13 protein-coding genes and 1 tRNA gene are annotated in these 16152 nt (G+C 73.0%); 4 read left to right on the forward strand and 10 right to left on the reverse strand.

The window, feature by feature from the left end; translation table 11 throughout:
• Nucleotides 1–981 (reverse strand): aldo/keto reductase, encoded by a 981-nt coding sequence (locus tag ITJ48_RS05810; protein ID WP_370544853.1) that lies wholly within the window; start codon nucleotides 979–981, stop codon nucleotides 1–3.
• Between the two features lie 63 nt (nucleotides 982–1044).
• Between ITJ48_RS05810 and ITJ48_RS05815 the strand changes: the two genes are divergently transcribed.
• The gene (locus ITJ48_RS05815; protein ID WP_194612759.1) at nucleotides 1045–2802 is read left to right on the forward strand and encodes a glycoside hydrolase family 13 protein; all 1758 of its coding nucleotides are present in this window, start codon (nucleotides 1045–1047) and stop codon (nucleotides 2800–2802) included.
• Between the two features lie 135 nt (nucleotides 2803–2937).
• Here ITJ48_RS05815 and ITJ48_RS16630 read toward each other — a convergent pair whose 3' ends face one another.
• The 3 genes from ITJ48_RS16630 to ITJ48_RS05830 form a co-directional block, all read right to left on the reverse strand.
• Nucleotides 2938–4143 carry a M23 family metallopeptidase gene (locus ITJ48_RS16630; RefSeq protein ID WP_194612760.1) on the reverse strand — a complete coding sequence of 402 codons (1206 nt, stop codon included), beginning with the start codon at nucleotides 4141–4143 and terminating at the stop codon, nucleotides 2938–2940.
• Nucleotides 4144–4359: 216 nt separating this feature from the next.
• Entirely contained in the window at nucleotides 4360–5184 is an 825-nt protein-coding gene (locus ITJ48_RS05825; protein WP_194612761.1) for an inositol monophosphatase family protein, read from the reverse strand.
• A gap of 104 nt (nucleotides 5185–5288) precedes the next feature.
• Nucleotides 5289–5370: transfer RNA gene (locus ITJ48_RS05830), tRNA-Tyr, on the reverse strand.
• 321 nt (nucleotides 5371–5691) lie between these two features.
• Here ITJ48_RS05830 and ITJ48_RS05835 point away from each other — a divergent pair.
• A complete protein-coding gene (locus ITJ48_RS05835; protein ID WP_194612762.1) occupies nucleotides 5692–6612 on the forward strand; it encodes a type IV toxin-antitoxin system AbiEi family antitoxin domain-containing protein in 921 nt (306 codons plus the stop codon).
• Between the two features lie 81 nt (nucleotides 6613–6693).
• On the opposite strand, the gene ITJ48_RS05840 is transcribed toward ITJ48_RS05835, so the two are convergent.
• The 4 genes from ITJ48_RS05840 to ITJ48_RS05855 all read right to left on the reverse strand — a co-directional run bounded on the left by ITJ48_RS05840 (nucleotide 6694) and on the right by ITJ48_RS05855 (nucleotide 10727).
• A complete protein-coding gene (locus tag ITJ48_RS05840) occupies nucleotides 6694–7182 on the reverse strand; it encodes a YajQ family cyclic di-GMP-binding protein (RefSeq protein WP_123546714.1) in 489 nt (162 codons plus the stop codon).
• Between the two features lie 143 nt (nucleotides 7183–7325).
• A complete protein-coding gene (locus ITJ48_RS05845; protein ID WP_194612763.1) occupies nucleotides 7326–8747 on the reverse strand; it encodes an FAD-dependent oxidoreductase in 1422 nt (473 codons plus the stop codon).
• A gap of 111 nt (nucleotides 8748–8858) precedes the next feature.
• The gene (locus tag ITJ48_RS05850) at nucleotides 8859–9950 is read right to left on the reverse strand and encodes a polyprenyl synthetase family protein (protein WP_194612764.1); all 1092 of its coding nucleotides are present in this window, start codon (nucleotides 9948–9950) and stop codon (nucleotides 8859–8861) included.
• A 45-nt stretch (nucleotides 9951–9995) separates the two neighbouring features.
• Nucleotides 9996–10727: a demethylmenaquinone methyltransferase gene (locus ITJ48_RS05855; RefSeq protein WP_370544793.1), complete on the reverse strand. Its 732-nt coding sequence runs from the start codon at nucleotides 10725–10727 to the stop codon at nucleotides 9996–9998.
• A gap of 52 nt (nucleotides 10728–10779) precedes the next feature.
• On the opposite strand from ITJ48_RS05855, the gene ITJ48_RS05860 reads away from it, so the two are divergent.
• Nucleotides 10780–12012 carry an isochorismate synthase MenF gene (locus ITJ48_RS05860; RefSeq protein ID WP_370544794.1) on the forward strand — a complete coding sequence of 411 codons (1233 nt, stop codon included), beginning with the start codon at nucleotides 10780–10782 and terminating at the stop codon, nucleotides 12010–12012.
• Entirely contained in the window at nucleotides 12009–13445 is a 1437-nt protein-coding gene (locus ITJ48_RS05865; protein ID WP_370544795.1) for an MFS transporter, read from the forward strand. The genes ITJ48_RS05860 and ITJ48_RS05865 overlap by 4 nt, the downstream gene beginning before the upstream one ends.
• Here ITJ48_RS05865 and ITJ48_RS05870 read toward each other — a convergent pair.
• Both ITJ48_RS05870 and menD read right to left on the reverse strand, forming a co-directional pair.
• Nucleotides 13442–14293, reverse strand: coding sequence for a PPK2 family polyphosphate kinase (locus tag ITJ48_RS05870; RefSeq protein ID WP_194612765.1), 852 nt, complete (start codon nucleotides 14291–14293; stop codon nucleotides 13442–13444). The genes ITJ48_RS05865 and ITJ48_RS05870 overlap by 4 nt on opposite strands.
• A gap of 38 nt (nucleotides 14294–14331) precedes the next feature.
• Complete coding sequence (menD, locus tag ITJ48_RS05875; protein WP_370544796.1) at nucleotides 14332–16143, reverse strand: 2-succinyl-5-enolpyruvyl-6-hydroxy-3-cyclohexene-1-carboxylic-acid synthase; 1812 nt, start codon at nucleotides 16141–16143, stop codon at nucleotides 14332–14334.
• Between the last annotated feature and the right edge of the window lie 9 nt (nucleotides 16144–16152).

A 16152-nucleotide genomic window follows, 5' to 3' on the forward strand; every position in this document is an offset into this window, starting at 1 on the left:
CTACGAGGCCTGGGGTGCGGACGCCGCGTCGAGGGCCGCCAGGTCGCGGTCGTCGAGCTCGACCGACGCCGAGCCCAGCAGGTCGTCCAGCTGCTCGACGGTGCGGGCGCTGGCCAGTGCGCCCACGACGCCGGGCCTCGACGCGAGCCACGCGACGGCGACGGCGGCAGGCGCGACCCCGTGCCGTTCCGCGACCTCGGCCACGACCTCGACGACCCCGAGGGCCTGCGGGGTCGCGTAGCTCGCCGCGCGCCCCTCGCGCGGCGACGACCGGGGAGCGTCGCCGCCCCGGTACTTGCCGGTGAGCAGGCCGCTGGCGAGCGACGAGTGCGGGAGGACGGCGAGGCCGAAGTGGTCGACGACCGGGGCGGTCTCGGTCTCGTACTCGCCCCTCCTCACCAGGTTGTAGGGGTGCTGCACGGCGACGAACGGGTGCAGGCCGTCGCTGTCGGCGATGGCGAGGGCCTGGCGCAGCCGCGCGGCGGAGTAGTTGGAGGCGCCGGCGAAGCGGATCTTCCCCTCGTCGACGAGCTCGCTCAACGCGGTCACCGTCTCGCGGAGCGGCGTCTCGTCGTCGTCGAAGTGCGCCGAGTACAGGTCGATGCGGTCGGTGCGGAGCCGCGTCAGCGAGGCCTCCACAGCGGTGCGGATGCTCGCCCGCGACAGGCCGGGCGCGGCCGGGTGCTGACCGCACTTCGTGCTCACGAGGACGCGGTCGCGGTTGCCCGGGCGGGCCAGCCAGCGGCCGATGATCGCCTCGGACTCGCCGCCGGAGTTGCCGGGCAACCAGGCGGAGTACACGTCGGCCGTGTCGACGATGCGGCCCCCGTCGCCGACGAACAGGTCGAGCAGCTCGAGCGCCGTCGGGGCACCGACCGTCCAGCCGAAGACGTTCGTGCCGAGGGCCAGGGGGAACGGGCGGGGGTCGTCGGACCAGTCGCCGTTCGCGAGGTCGATGAAGGAGTCCAGGGGTCCGCCGATCCGTGTCGTGGGAGCCCCACGCTACCGGGCGGAGCCACCCTGCCGCTGCCGTATCGTGGCGGGATGTCCTCACACGAGACCACGGGCGACACGCTCGACTCCCCCTCCGAGACCGACACCACGACCGTCCCCGACATCGAGTCGACCCCGTCGTCCGGCGCCGAGCGCGGCGGCGAGTGGTGGCGCACGGCCGTCATCTACCAGGTGTACCCGCGCTCGTTCGCCGACGCGGACGGCGACGGCGTCGGCGACCTGCCCGGCATCACCTCGCGGCTCGACGCCCTCGCCGACCTCGGCGTCGACGCGGTCTGGCTCTCGCCGTTCTACACGTCGCCCCAGCACGACGCCGGCTACGACGTCGCCGACTACGTCGACGTCGACCCGCTCTTCGGCACGCTCGACGACTTCGACGCCCTGCGCGCCCGCGCGACCGAGCTCGGCCTCCGGCTGATCGTCGACCTCGTGCCCAACCACACGTCCTCCGAGCACGCGTGGTTCCGCGCCGCCGTCGCCGCGGCCCCCGGCTCGGCCGAGCGCGCGCGCTACATGTTCCGCGACGGCACGGGGCCCGACGGCGACCTCCCGCCGAACAACTGGCAGTCCGTCTTCGGCGGACCGGCCTGGACGCGCCTCGTCGAGCCCGACGGCCGACCCGGGCAGTGGTACCTGCACCTCTTCGACACCTCCCAGCCCGACCTCGACTGGACGAACCCGCTCGTGCGCTCCGACTTCGTCGACGTGCTGCGCTTCTGGCTCGACCGGGGCGTCGACGGGTTCCGCGTCGACGTCGCCCACGGCATGATCAAGGCCGACGGCCTTCCCGACTACACGCCGCCCGCCGACGCCGGCAGCATGGGCGGCGGCGAGACCGCCGACGCCACCCCGCCCTACTGGGCACAGGACGGCGTGCACGAGATCTACCGCGAGTGGCACCAGGTGCTGGCCGAGTACCCCGGCGACCGGGTCATGGTCGCGGAGGCGTGGGTCGAGCCCCTGTCGAAGCTCGCGAAGTGGGTGCGTCCCGACGAGATGCAGCAGGCCTTCAACTTCGCCTACCTCGAGACGGGCTGGTCCGCGACGGCGATCCGCCGGGTCGTCGACCAGTCGATCGAGACGTTCTCGAGCGTCGGCGCCCCGAGCACCTGGGTGCTGAGCAACCACGACGTCGTGCGCCACGCCAGCCGGCTGGCCCTCACGGCCGAGAACCCGCAGGGCCACGGCATCGGCCCGAAGAGCGCCGGCCTGCCGATCCCCGAGCTCGGCCTGGCCCGTGCCCGGGCAGCCTCCGCCGTCATGCTCGCGCTGCCCGGCAGCGCCTACCTCTACCAGGGCGAGGAGCTCGGACTGCCGGAGGCGGTCGACCTGCCCGACGAGAGCCGCCAGGACCCGACGTGGTTCCGCACCGAGGGCGAGCGCTACGGGCGCGACGGCTGCCGCGTGCCCATCCCGTGGGAGTCGGGTGCGCCGGCCTTCGGCTTCAGCGCGACCGGCGCCTCCTGGCTGCCGCAGCCCGAGGACTGGTCGACCTACGCCCGTGACGAGCAGCAGGGCGTCGCCGGCTCGACGCTGGAGCTCTACCGCTCGGCCCTCGCCCTGCGCGCAGAGCACGAGCTCGGCGCCGCCCACCTCACCTGGATCGACGGCTACGACGAGAGCGTCGTGGCCTTCCGCACCGGCGGCGTCACCGTGGTGGCCAACACGGGCGAGGTGGCAGTCGAGCTGCCGGTCGGCGACGTGCTGCTGTCGACGATGGCGCTCGACGGGCCGGCCCTGCCGCCCAACGCCGCCGTGTGGCTCGCTGCGGTCGACGACGTGGGCTGAGCGCCCCGCCCCCGCCATCTCGCACGACGAAGCCCCCGACCGAGGTCGGGGGCTTCGTCGTGTCGGTGGCGATCAGCACCGCCCGTGCGTGGGCCGGTCACCGGCCTGCTCGGGCTGGTGGACACCTCCGACGGGTCAGTTCGTGTTGGCGGTGAGCCAGGGGTACGGGTCGACGGGGACGCCGCCGAGGTGGATCTCGAAGTGCAGGTGGGCGCCGGTGCTGTTGCCGGTGCTGCCGACCTTGCCGACGAGCTGCCCCACGGTGACCTTCTCGCCGACGGAGACCTGGACGGAGCCGGTCTGCATGTGCGAGTAGGTGGACGTGACCTTCTGGCCGTCGATGACGTGCTCGATCTCGACGTGGTTGCCGAACGCACCCCCGGGGCCCGTGACCGCGCTGACGGTGCCGTCGGCGATCGCCTGGATGGGCGAGCCCGCACCCGGGACGAAGTCGAGGCCGTTGTGGAAGGTGCTGCAGAAGCCGCAGTTCGAGACGTGACGGGCGCCGAAGCCGCTGCTGATCGGCACCCCGGTGGCGAAGGGCCACTGGACGGTGCCGGCCACGTCGTTGGAGAAGGTGCTCGAGCTCGTCGAGGCGTACTCGCTGACGGGCGCGACCTTCATCTCGGTGACGGAGTAGCCGTCGCGGGAGGCCGCGTCGTCGGCGGCCGCGCCGGCCACGAAGGTCTGGCTCGCGGTGGCCTTCTTGGCCACCGTCCGCTCGGCGGTGTCGACGAAGAAGGCGTTCGCGGGCACGGACGTGGAGACGAGCATGGCGCCGGCGAAGACCATGGCGCCGACGACCGTGACGCGCTTGCCCGCGCTGCGGAACGCGCTGCGCTGACGGGGAGCCGAGGCCGGAGCGGTCGTGGCAGCGGCGGCTCGCCGGGCGACGGGAGCCGGGGCGGCGGGGCGCTGCGCGGCACGCGCGGCGGCGCGGCTCACCCGAGGGGCCGAGGCCGTCTCGGAGACGGCGGGGCGACGACCTCGACGGCGGGCAGCCTCGGCCTCGGCGGCGCGGCGCTCGGCCCTGGTCGCGTGGGCCGGGGCCGTCTCGACGGCGGTCGACGCGACGGGAGCAGGCACGATGCGAGCAGGCGCGGGGGCAGCAGTCACGGGCTCGGCGGGAGCGGACACGGCGGGAACGGACACGTCAGGAGCAGCAGGTGCGACGGGGGCAGGCACGGAGGCCGCTGCGCGACGCTCGGCCTCGCGGGCCTCGCGACGGGTCGTGAAGACCTGCTGCGCCGGGGCTCCGGACGCGCCGTCCCGCTGATCGACGGGTGCACGACGCGACTGCTGGTCGCCTTCGTGCTCGGCGATGGGGTGGGACTTCGACACGGGTGATGGATCCTCGGGGTTCGGGCGGGAGAGGGCTCATCGGCTCTCGAGGTCGTCATCGAGACGACTCCGGACGAATGTCACGGAGAAGTAACGAACTCGTCAAGGGTAGCCGCTCGTTCACCAGATGGCTACCCGCCTTCGGGTGTCACGGTGGTGCGGACGCGGGACTTCTCGCAGCAATGCCTGATCAGAGGCCTTCTCACGGGACGGAGGTCAGAACCGTGCATCCTCGAGGAGCACGTCGGCCGCCCGGGCGACGCTCGGTGCCGACGCGACCACGAGCCTGCCGCTCGGCGCCTGGCCCTCCTCGCCGCGCACCACTGCGCCGGCCTCCTGCGCGACGAGCACGCCCGCGGCGTGGTCCCACGGTTTGAGGCCACGTTCGGCGTACACGTCGAGGCGACCGGCCGCGACGGCGCAGAGATCGAGGGAGGCGGCTCCCAGGCGACGCAGGTCGCGCACCTGCCCGATCAGGCGGCCGACCACGGCGGCCTGCTCGACCCGCCGGTCGGCCTCGTACGAGAACCCCGTCGCGAACAGCGACTCGGCGAGCGAGGCGGGGGTGGACGGGACGAGACGCTCCTCGCCCAGCCAGGCGCCGCCTCCTCGGCTCGCCGTGAACACCTCGCCCGAGAGCGGGTTCACGACGCAGGCGGCGAGGGCCGACCAGGTCAGCGGGTCGGGGCCGCCCTCGACGACGGCGACGCTGACCGCCCACTGCGGGATCCCGTAGAGGAAGTTCACGGTGCCGTCGATCGGGTCGACGACCCAGGTGAGTCCCGTGGAGGAGTCGTCGGGGTCACCCTCCTCGCCGAGGAAGCCGTCGCCGGGACGCAGCTCGGCGAGACGGGCACGGAGGAACGACTCGACCTCGCGGTCGGTGTGCGTGACCACGTCCACGAGGCTGCTCTTCGTGTCGGCGACCTCGACCCCCTCGGCACGCCGCGCAGCCGCGAGCCGGGCTGCGGCCGTGGTGACGTCGACGGCGACGGCGAGGAGCGCGGCCGCGTCCTGGGGGCTCGTGCTGGTGTCGTCCATGGGGCCTCCTGGCGGTGATGCCCGATCGACCGGGGAAACGACGAACGGACCCGATCTCTCGAGTCCGTCGTGGTGTCGCCTGCTCCCGGAGGAGCGGTGAACTGTGGCAAGTGAGGGATTCGAACCCCCGAAGGCTACGCCAGCTGATTTACAGTCAGATCCCTTTGGCCGCTTGGGTAACTTGCCATGCACGCCCGGCCAATGTAATCACCGACCGGAGGCGCCAGACAAATATACAGCCTCCGGCGGCTCCCGCTGACCACCCCGCCCCTCCCCCTCCTGCGTCGCCGCAAATGCCGACCGCGGGGCCTCCAAGAAGGGGATTTCCCGTCATGGGCGGAGCGAACGGGCGTCAGCGGTCGGCATTTGCGGACTCCCGGCCGCGGTGTGCTTGTGCATGGGCGAGTAGCCGCGGTTCCTCCACACCGCGGGCCCGGACGACGAGCCGTCCCCAGGTCGCGCGCTGGTGCAGACACGCACGTGGGCTCCACGACAGGGTCAGACGCCATGGAGCCTCCGAGAGTCGTCGACGTCATCCGTTCACACCACCAGGGGCTGGCGCACCGCCGCGAGCTGCTCCGGGCCGGGTGCACACGCGATCAACTCGACCAAGCCTGGCGCCGCGGGGACGTCGAGCGCGTGCGACACGGCCTCTACGCTCTGCCCGGGCTACCGGTGAGCGCCGTCCGGGCCGCCCGGGTGGGAGGCGTGCTCGCCGGGGTCAGCGCACTGACGCTCCGAGGCGCGTGGGCGCCGCCCGGTGAACGCCTCGTCGTGTCCGTGCCGCACAACGCCCGTGATCTCCGCGATCCCGACGACGCAGGGAGACGACTCGGCACCGCCCACCCTCACGTCCTCGTGCTCCGCGACGCTACGGAGCTCACAGCAGGCGAGCGACTGGCCGTCTCGCCGAGCCGTGCGGCAGCTCAGGCTCTGCTGAGCGAGCCCGTCGATCGGGCCGTCGCGGTGATCGACTCCGCCCTTCGACTCCGCGCAGAGCGCCCGTCCCTGGCGGCTGTCGACCGTCACCTCCGCGGACGGCCGGCCGCCGGTCTCCTCGTCCTGATGGACGCACGCGCCGAGTCGGGCACCGAGTCCGTCGCCCGGGTCCGCCTCATCGAGCACGGGCTGAGTCCGGAGATCCAGGTCTGGCTCACGTCCGAGATCCGGGTCGACCTGCTCCTCGACGGCTGGCTCGTCGTGGAGTGCACGAGCTACGAGTTCCATTCGTCGCCGAAGCAGTACAACGAGGATCGCGTGAGGATCGCCACGCTGATCGCGCTCGGCTACGTGGTGATCGAGGTCTCGTACCACCAGGTCTTCGACGACTGGGAGTCGGTCTGGGCAGCCATCTCGCGCCTCCTCGCGCGAGGACGCCCGCAGAACCCGACCGGAGGGGCCACAAAAGTGGGAGATCCGGTCACATGAGTCCACTCGGGGACGCCTGCGGTCGGCATTTGCGGGCCGGCGCGCGCAGAGACGGCGGGCCGGGCAGGGTCGGGCCTGCGGCTAGCGGAAGTTGACGAACTGGAGGTCGACGTCGAGGTCGGCCTTCTTGAGCAGGGCCATGGTGGCCTGCAGGTCGTCACGGCTCTTCGACTGCACGCGCAGCTCGTCGCCCTGGATCTGGCTCTTGACGCTCTTGGGGCCCTCGTCGCGGATGATCTTGCCGATCTTCTTCGCGGCGTCCTGCTCGATGCCCTCCTTGAGGGCGGCCTCGATGCGGTACTCCTTGCCGCTGGCGAAGGGCTCTCCCGCGTCGAGGTGCTTCAGGCTGATGCTGCGCTTGATGAACTTCGACTCCAGGACGTCGAGGACGGCCTTGACCCGCTCCTCCGTCGACGCCTTGAGGAGCAGCTTCTCGCCGCTCCAGTCGACCGACGCGCCCACGCCCTTGAAGTCGTAGCGCTGCTCGATCTCCTTCTGCGCCTGGTGGAGGGCGTTGTCCGCCTCCATCTTGTCGACCTTGCTGACCACGTCGAAAGAGCTGTCTGCCATGTCGACCAGCTTAGCCACGAGCGCCGGGGCCGGTGACGCGATCGCCGGGGGCGCTCCCCGGAGACGACGACGCGCCTCCTGCGATCGGCCCGAGAGCAGTACGCAGGAGGCGCGGATCGCCTCCGAGAGGAGGCGACGGCAGGTCAGACGGAGACGACCGCCGCGTCGGAGTCGGTGTCGGAGCCCGCGTCCGGGCCCGCACCGGAGCCGGACCGCGAGACGCGGACCATCTCGTCGCGGGGCACGACCTTGACGCGCACGCGCTCGTGCTCGTGCTGCGCCCCGAGCGACTGCTCGTGCTCGTCGAGGCGGTGCCAGCCCTCGAGGTCGGTGTACTCGACGCCGCGCTGCTCGAGCAGGGCGGGGATCGCCTCGTCGGACGTGTCGGCGGGCTGCCACCAGCTCGCCTGGTCGTTGATGACGTGCTTGACGGTCTCCATGGCGTCGGACTTCGTGTGGCCGATGAGGCCGACGGGTCCGCGCTTGATCCAGCCGGTCGCGTAGACGCCGGGCATGATCTGGTTGTCGTCGTCCATGACCTGGCCCTCGTGGTTCGGGATCACGCCGCGACGCTCGTCGAAGGGGATGCCGTCGAGGGGCGAGCCGAAGTAGCCGACGGCGCGGTAGATCGCCTGCACCGGGACCTCACGGATCTCGCCCGTGCCCTCGACGCCGCCCTGGCCGTCGGGCCGGGTGCGCTCGTACCGGAACGCCGCGACACGGCCGTCGTCGTCGCCGACGACCTCGAGCGGCTTCGCGTAGAAGTGCAGGTGCAGCCGACGCGACGCCGTGCCGACCTCGCGCTGGCGCCACTGGTTCAGCACCTTGTCGATGACGAAGACCTGCTTGTTCGTCGCGATCGCGGTCTTCGAGGCCTCGTCGTGGTCGAAGTCCTCGTCGTGCACGACCATGTCGACGTCGCGCACCTCGCCGAGCTCGCGCAGCTCGAGGGGCGTGAACTTGACCTGGGCAGGTCCGCGACGGCCGAAGACGTGCACGTCGGTGATCGACGACTGCTTGAGCCCGGCGTAGACGTTGTCGGGGATCTCGGTCGGCAGCAGGTCGTCGGCGTGCTTCGCGAGGATGCGCGAGACGTCGAGGGCGACGTTGCCGACGCCCACCACGGCCACGGACTGCGCGTCGAGCGGCCAGGTGCGCGGGAAGTCGGGGTGGCCGTCGAACCAGCTGACGAAGTCGGCGGCGCCGTAGCTGCCCTCGAGCTCGATGCCGGGGACGTCGAGGTCGGCGTCCTTGATGGCACCGGTCGAGAAGATGACCGCGTTGTAGTGCTGCTTCAGGTCGTCGAGGGTGATGTCCTCGCCGTAGCGGACGTTGCCGAAGACCCGGATGTCGCCGCTGTCGAGCACGTCGCGCAGCGCGTTGACGATGCCCTTGATCCGCGGGTGGTCGGGGGCGACGCCGTAGCGGACGAGGCCGTAGGGGGCAGGCAGCTGCTCGAACAGGTCGATCGACACGTCGAAGGCCTTCTCGGCCTTGAGCAGGATGTCGGCGGCGTAGATGCCGGCGGGGCCGGCTCCGACGATGGCCAGTCGAAGGGTGGTCACGAGTTGTCTCTCTCTGCTGGTGTACGGCCAGGCGGTGCCGGCCGTGCGGACGGTGCGGTGTCTGTGGTGATCAGGTGCGGGGCAGTCGGTGCCGAGGAGGTGCGTCGCCGGTCAGGCGGACCGCTCGACGACACGGTCGGCGAACCGGGTGAGGGCCTTCTTGACGGGGCCCGCCGGCAGTGCCTCGAGGGCGGCCAGCGCCTCCGACGCCCACCGGTGCGCCTCACGGCGCGTGCGGTCGGTGACCTCGTGCTCGCGGAGCTGACGGACGATCTCGGCGAACTCGGCCTCGTCGACCGGGTCCGCGCCGTCTTCCGCCGCACGGGTGGCGTCGACGACCTGGTCGATGACGCCCAGCAGGGCCGCCGCCTCCATGTCGGTCTGCGCCTCCTGACGGAGGTACAGCAGCGGCAGGGTGACGACCCCCGCACGCAGGTCGGTCCCGGCGCGCTTGCCCGTCTCCTCGGCCTGGTCGGAGAGGTCGATCACGTCGTCGATCAGCTGGAACGCGATGCCGATCTTCTCGCCGAACTCGGCGACGGGGGCGAGGTACTCGCGGGGCGCGCCCGAGAACATGACGCCGGCACGGGCCGCGGTCGAGATCAGCGAGCCCGTCTTGTCGCCGAGCACGTCGATGTAGTGCGCGATGGGGTCGTCGCCCTCGCGCGGCCCGACGGTCTCGTGCAGCTGGCCGAGGCAGAGCCGCTCGAAGGTCTCGGCCTGCAGCAGGATCGCCTCCTGTCCGAGGCCGGACACGATGGTGCTGGCCCGGGCGAAGAGGAGGTCGCCGGCGAGGATCGCGACGTTGTTGCCCCACACGGTCTGGGCGCTGGGTACCCCGCGGCGCATCTGAGCCTCGTCCATGACGTCGTCGTGGTACAGCGACGCGAGGTGCGTGATCTCGGTCGCCTGCGCGGACGCGACGATGCCCGGGGTGGCGCCGTCGCCGAGCTGCGCGATGAGGAGCGTCAGGGTCGGGCGCACGCGCTTGCCGCCGGCGGCGAGCAGGTAGCGCGTCGTCGCGTCGGCGATCTCGTCGGCGAACGCGATCTCGCGGAGCAGGCCCTGCTCGACGAGCTCGAGGCCGTCGTCGACCGACTGCACGAAGCGCCGGTCGGAGGGCGAGGCGAAGAGCTTCTCGCCGAGGCCGAGCGACGAGCTCAGGGAGCTGCTGCGGCGGGTGAGCGGCACACTCGGGTTCACAGGGGTCACCTTCGTCTGGTCTGGTCGACCGCCCGGGGGCGGCGGCTACTTCTTCTTCGCCGCGGAGGCGCGGGTCGACGGGTCGGCCGGCTTGCGGCCCCGGTGCAGGGCGACGATGCCCAGCGTCAGGTTGCGGTGCGCCACCCGGGTGAACCCCGCGCCGCGCAGCCACTGGCTCAGCACCTGCTGCTCGGGCCACGCGTCGATCGAGTCGGCGAGGTACGAGTAGGCGGGCGTGTTGCTGCTCACGGCCCGGGCGACGACCGGCATGACGTGCCGCAGGTAGGTGCCGTAGGCGGCGCGGAGGGGGCCGAACGGGGGCGTCGAGAACTCGCAGACGACGAGACGGCCGCCGGGCTTGAGCACCCGGTACATCTCGGCGAGCGCCTGCTTCGGCCGGTTGACGTTGCGCAGGCCGAAAGAGACGGTGACGGCGTCGAACGTCGCGTCGTCGAACGGGAGCTGCTCGGCGTCGCCCTCGACGAACTCGATCTCGGGGTGGCGCTCGCGGCCGACCTCGACCATGCCGTGCGAGAAGTCGAGCGCGACGACCTCGGCGCCCCGCGCGGCGATGGCCGCCGAGCTGGTGCCGGTGCCCGCGGCGATGTCGAGGACCCGGTCTGCCGGGCCCGCGCCGATCGCCTTGACTGTCGCGACGCGCCACAGGACGGCGTTGCCCGCGGAGAGCACGTCGTTCGTGCGGTCGTAGTGGCGGGCGACGCCGTCGAACATGGACGCGACCTCGTCGGGTTGCTTGTTCATATCGGCCTTGGTCACGATGGTCGATCCTACCGGCATGCCCCGTGCGTGGCCCGAGTAGGGTCGAGACGTGGTCCCTTCGTCGCTGCACGTCCCCTCCTTGTCCGTCCGCACCACGCAGATCGACCACATCAGCCCCCTCCTCGACGTCGTCGACCCGCGCAGCCCGCTCGTCTTCGTTCGCGGCGGCGCCGGCATGGCCGGCATCGGCGAGGCGCTGCGGCTCGAGTTCACCGGGCCCGACCGGATGCGCGACGCCGCCGACGCCTGGCGCGCGGTCGCGAGCCACGCCGCCGTGGTCGACGAGGTCGGCGTGCCGGGCACCGGCCTGATGGCCTTCGGCTCGTTCGCGTTCGACGACGAGTCGTCCGACACGAGCGTCCTGATCGTGCCGCGCATCGTCCTCGGGCGACGTGACGGGGTCGCCTGGATCACCAGGGTCGACGGTGCCGAGCTGCCCCCGGCGTCGCCCGTGGGCGCGGCCGCCAAGCTCCGGCTGGTCGACGGCGAGCTGTCCGGGCCCGGCTACGCGGACGCCGTGGCGCAGGCCGTCCAGGCGATCCGGCACGGCGAGGTGAGCAAGGTCGTGCTCGCGCGCGACCTCGTGGGCAGGCTGCCCGCCGAGGCCGACCTGCGGCTCGTCGCCGCCACCCTGCTCACGGCCTATCCCGACTGCTACGCGTTCGCCGTGGACGGCCTGATCGGGGCCAGTCCCGAGACCCTCGTCCGCACCGAGCGCGGCGAGGTCAGCGCACGCGTCCTCGCGGGCAGCAGCGCGCGAGGCGTCGACGCCGCCACGGACGAGCAGGCCGCCCACGCCCTCGCCACCTCGACCAAGGACCTCGACGAGCACGCGTTCGCACTGCGGAGCCTGCTCCTCTCGCTCGGCCCGCACGCGGACGACGTCGTGACCGGCGAGCAGCCGTTCACGCTGAAGCTCCCGAACCTGTGGCACCTCGCCAGCGACGTGCGCGGGCGGCTCACCGACGGGTCGTCGTCGCTCGACCTGATCGCTGCCCTGCACCCGACCGCCGCCGTGGCCGGCACCCCGACGCCGCGGGCGCTCGAGCTGATCCGCCGCCTCGAGCCCTTCGACCGCGGCCGGTACGCCGGGCCGGTCGGCTGGGTGGGCGCCGACGGCGACGGCGAGTGGGCGATCGCGCTCCGCTGCGCCCAGGTGCACCCCGACGGCACGGTCCGCGCCTTCGCCGGCGCCGGGGTCGTCGCCGAGTCCGTCCCCGAGCGGGAGGTCGCCGAGACGACCATGAAGTTCCAGCCCGTCGTCGGGGCGTTCTCGCTGTGACGTCGACCCCCGCGCCGGGGCCCGGAGCCGAGGAGGCGGCGGCCGCGCCGCGCTGGTCGCGACCGGTGGCGCTGGTGGTCGCGGCGGCCTTCTTCATGGAGAACCTCGACGCCACGATCCTGTCGACGGCCACCGCCTCCGTGGCTCGCGACTTCGGGGTGCAGCCCGCTCAGCTGGGGATCGCGGTCACCGGCTACCTGGTCGCCGTGGCCGCGTTCATCCCGCTGGGCGCCTGGCTCGCCGAGAGGTGGGGCGCACGGCGGGTGTTCCTCGCCGCCGTGGTGCTGTTCACGCTGGCGTCGCTCGCGTGCGCGCTCAGCCCCGACCTCGTCGCGCTGACGACGGCTAGGGTTGTGCAGGGCGCCGCGGGCGCGATGATGGTGCCGATCGGGCGCCTCATCGTGCTGCGCAGCACCGAGAAGTCCGAGCTGATCAAGGCGATCGCCTACCTGACCTGGCCGGCCCTCGCGGCGCCCGTCGTGGCGCCGCTGATCGGCGGCCTCCTCACCGAGCACCTCGGCTGGGAGTGGGTGTTCCTCGTCAACGTGCCGATCGGCGCCCTGCTGCTCGTCGCGGCGTGGCGGGTCGTGCCGTCGCCCGAGGTCGGCGACCGGCACCCGCTCGACTGGCCGGGGCTGCTGCTCGTCGTCGGCGCGATCGTGGCCCTGGTGGTCGCGTTCGAGCTGCTCGGCGACGAGGCGACCGTGCTGCTCGGGGCGCTCCTCGTCGTCGTGGCGGTGGCCCTCGGGCTCGCGGCCGGCCGGTGGTTCCGTCGAGCCGGGCACCCCCTCCTCGACCTCGAGCCCTTCCGCGTCCCGACCTTCCGGGTCACGAACCTCAGCGGCTCGCTCTACCGGGCCGTCGTGAACGGGGTGCCCTTCGTCGTCCCGCTGCTGCTGCAGGACGGCTTCAGCTGGTCGCCCGTCGAGGCCGGCCTGATGCTGATGTGGGTCTTCGTCGGCAACCTCGGCGTCAAGCCCTTCACGACTCCCCTGATGCACCGGTTCCGGATCGTGCCGATCATCGTCGTCGCCACCGTCGGGCTCGCCGCGATCTTCGCCGCCGCGGCGGTCGTCGGGCCGGACACGTCGCCCGTGCTCGTGGCCGCGATCCTGCTCGTCAGCGGCGTGTTCCGCTCAGTGGGGTTCACGGCGTACAACACGCTGCAGTTCGCCGACGTGCCGGCAGCCCAGATCGCCCCGGCCAACGCCATCGCGTCGATCACGGGACAGCTCGCCGTCGGGCTCGGCGTCGCGCTGACCGCCCTCACGGTCCGGGTGGCCGACACGGTCGCCACGGCCGAGGGCGTCGGAGGCGCCGCCACCGGCTACCAGGTCGCCCTCGTCGTGCTCGCGGCGCTGGCCCTGCTGAGCCTGCCCGAGGGGCTGCGGCTGCCCCGGGGCGCGGGCGACTCCCTGCGGAGCCGCGCCTAGGTCGAGGCGAGCCGGGTGCGCTCGAGCTCGACGTCGAAGCCGGCGGGCGGCCAGCCGAGCCCCCGGGCCTCGAGGGCGTCGACGAGGAGGCGCTGGACGGCCACGCGGGCGTACCACTTGCGGTCGGCGGGCACGACGTACCACGGCGCCGCGTCCGTCGACGTCCGACGCAGGGCGGTCTCGTAGGCGTCCTGGTAGTCGTCCCACACCAGGCGCTCCTCGATGTCGCCGGGGTTGAACTTCCAGTGCTTGTCCGGGCGGTCGAGCCGCTCGGTGAGGCGCTCTTTCTGCTCGTCGCGCGACAGGTGCAGCATCACCTTCACGATCGTCATGCCGGCGTCGACGAGCTCACGCTCGAACTCGACGATCTCGTCGTAGCGTCGCTCGATCTCCTCCGGCGGGGCCAGCCGCCGGACCTTGCCGATCAGGACGTCCTCGTAGTGCGACCGGTCGAAGACCCCGATCATGCCGGGCCCGGGCAGCTCGCGACGGACGCGCCAGAGGAAGTCGTGGGCGAGCTCCTCCTCGGTGGGGGCCTTGAAGGCGTGGTGCGCGACGCCCTGCGGGTCGACGGCGCCGACGACGTGGCGCACGATCCCGCCCTTGCCCGCGGTGTCCGTGCCCTGGAGCACCAGCAGGACGTTCCCCTGCGACCCCCCGGTGCGGCTGCCGGCGAAGAGCTTCTCCTGCAGCTCGCCGAGCGTGTCACGGCCTGACTCGAGCACCTGCGCGGCGTAGCGCTTGTCGCCGGAGAAGCCGGGGGTCGAGGCAGGGTCGATCTCGGCGAGGCTCAGCTCGGGGCCGGCACGGAGGATCTCGGTGGGCTGGGTCGTCCAGGTCTTGGCCATGCGCCCGAGCCTACGGCCGGGTCCTGATCGCCGCTCGGTCAGCGCGCGAGCGGCACCTCGATCAGCACGGGGCCGTCCCAGGCCCTCGCGAGCGCCTGGTCGAGCTCGGCGCGCGTCGAGGCGAGCACGTGGTGCCAGCCGTACGCGGCGGCCAGCCCCGCGAGCTGGACACCGTGCGGCGTGAACTGCACGCGGCGCATCGCGTCGACCGGGGCCGTGGCCGCGACCTCGAGGCCGTCGAAGATCGTTCCCCCGCCGTCGTTGCCGACCACGACCTGCAGCCGGGGCCGCACCTCGCCGTCGCCGAACAGGAGCGAGCCCACGTCGTGCAGCAGGGTCAGGTCGCCCACCAGCACGCGGGTGACGCCGGGCGCCCCGTCGTCGACCTGGCTCGCGAGGGCGATGCCGGCGGCCGTCGCCACCGTGCCGTCGATGCCGGCGAGACCGCGGTTGGCGTGGACGCGGATCTTCTTGCCGGGCACGACCTCGTCGACCTCGCGGATGAGGCGGGAGGCGCCGAGGACCAGCCGGTCGTGCGGCCACGTCACGCGCCAGAGGGTCTCGGCCAGCGCGCGCCGGGTCACGGAGCGCCGCAGCAGGGCGACCTCGCCCCGGAGGAACTCGGCCCGGGCCGAGCCGTCGTCGCTCGTGGCGGCCTCGAGGTCGGGCGCGGCCTCGTCGTCGCCGACGACCCGGCGTCCGGAGTGCACCCAGCGGCCCACCCAGGCGCGGTGGGCGCGGTCGTCGGGCACGCCTCCTGCGGTCTCGACCACGTCGACGGCGTCGACCACCGTGGCCGACCGGCCCGGGTCGTACGCGTCGGCGGTCGCGCCGCGCACGACGACGACCTCGACGCCCGCGCGCGTGAGGAGGGCAGGGACCTGGCGGGTCAGGGTCGGGTGTCCGAGCACGACGACCCGACGCACGGCGCCGCCGAGCTCGGCGTCGCCGAGCAACGCGCGGAAGCCGAGGGCGAGGTTCGGACCGAAGTGGGCTCCGCTCGAGACCTCGGCCACGAGCGGTGCGCCCAGGGCGCGGGCGAGCGACTCCGCCTCGGGACCGGCCCCGTGGCCGGCGACGACCACCGTGGCCGGCTCGACGTCGACCTCGACGCGCACGGCTCCAGCCCGGGCGGCGTCGGACCAGGAGGCGGCCTCGACCGGCTCGGGACGGGCCGCGGGGAGCGCGTCGAGCGCCGCCGACAGCGGCTCACGGAACGCGACGTTGAGGTGGACGGGCCCGGGGACGGCCGGCGCACTCTCGGCCCGGTCGGCGTCCGGGACGCCGAGGGCCGTCGCGACGGCGGCACGCGCGACCGAGCGGACGGCGGTCGGGTCGACCGGGCCCGAGCGCGGCGCCTCGAGGTCGTGCCCGGCCCGGGTGGCGACGCCGAACATGCCGGGCTGCTGCGTGGTCTGGTTGGCGCCGATGCCGCGGAGCTCGACGGGACGGTCGGCCGTCAGCACGATCATCGGGACGCCGGAGTGGTGGGCCTCGAGCACGGCCGGGTGGAGGTTGGCGACCGCCGTGCCGGAGGTGGTGACCACGACGGCCGGGAGGCCGGACTCGACGGCGAGGCCCAGCGCGAGGAACCCTGCCGAGCGCTCGTCGATCCGCACCCGGAGCCGCAGTCGGCCGGCACGCTCGAACTCGGCGGCGGCGAGGGCGATGGCCTGCGATCGGGAACCCGGGCTGAGGACCAGCTCACGGACCCCGGCGTCGACCAGGCCGGCGAGCAGGGCCACGGCGTAGTCGGTGGCGACGCTGCCCGAGGTCGTGGTCGCGACGGCTGCGCCCTCTGGCAGCTCGGACTCGGCCGTGTCGGGCCGGTCGCTCGCGGGAAGCGTCACGCCGTCGAC

The organism is Frigoribacterium sp. VKM Ac-2530 (assembly GCF_015350835.1).
Taxonomy (GTDB): domain Bacteria; phylum Actinomycetota; class Actinomycetes; order Actinomycetales; family Microbacteriaceae; genus Frigoribacterium.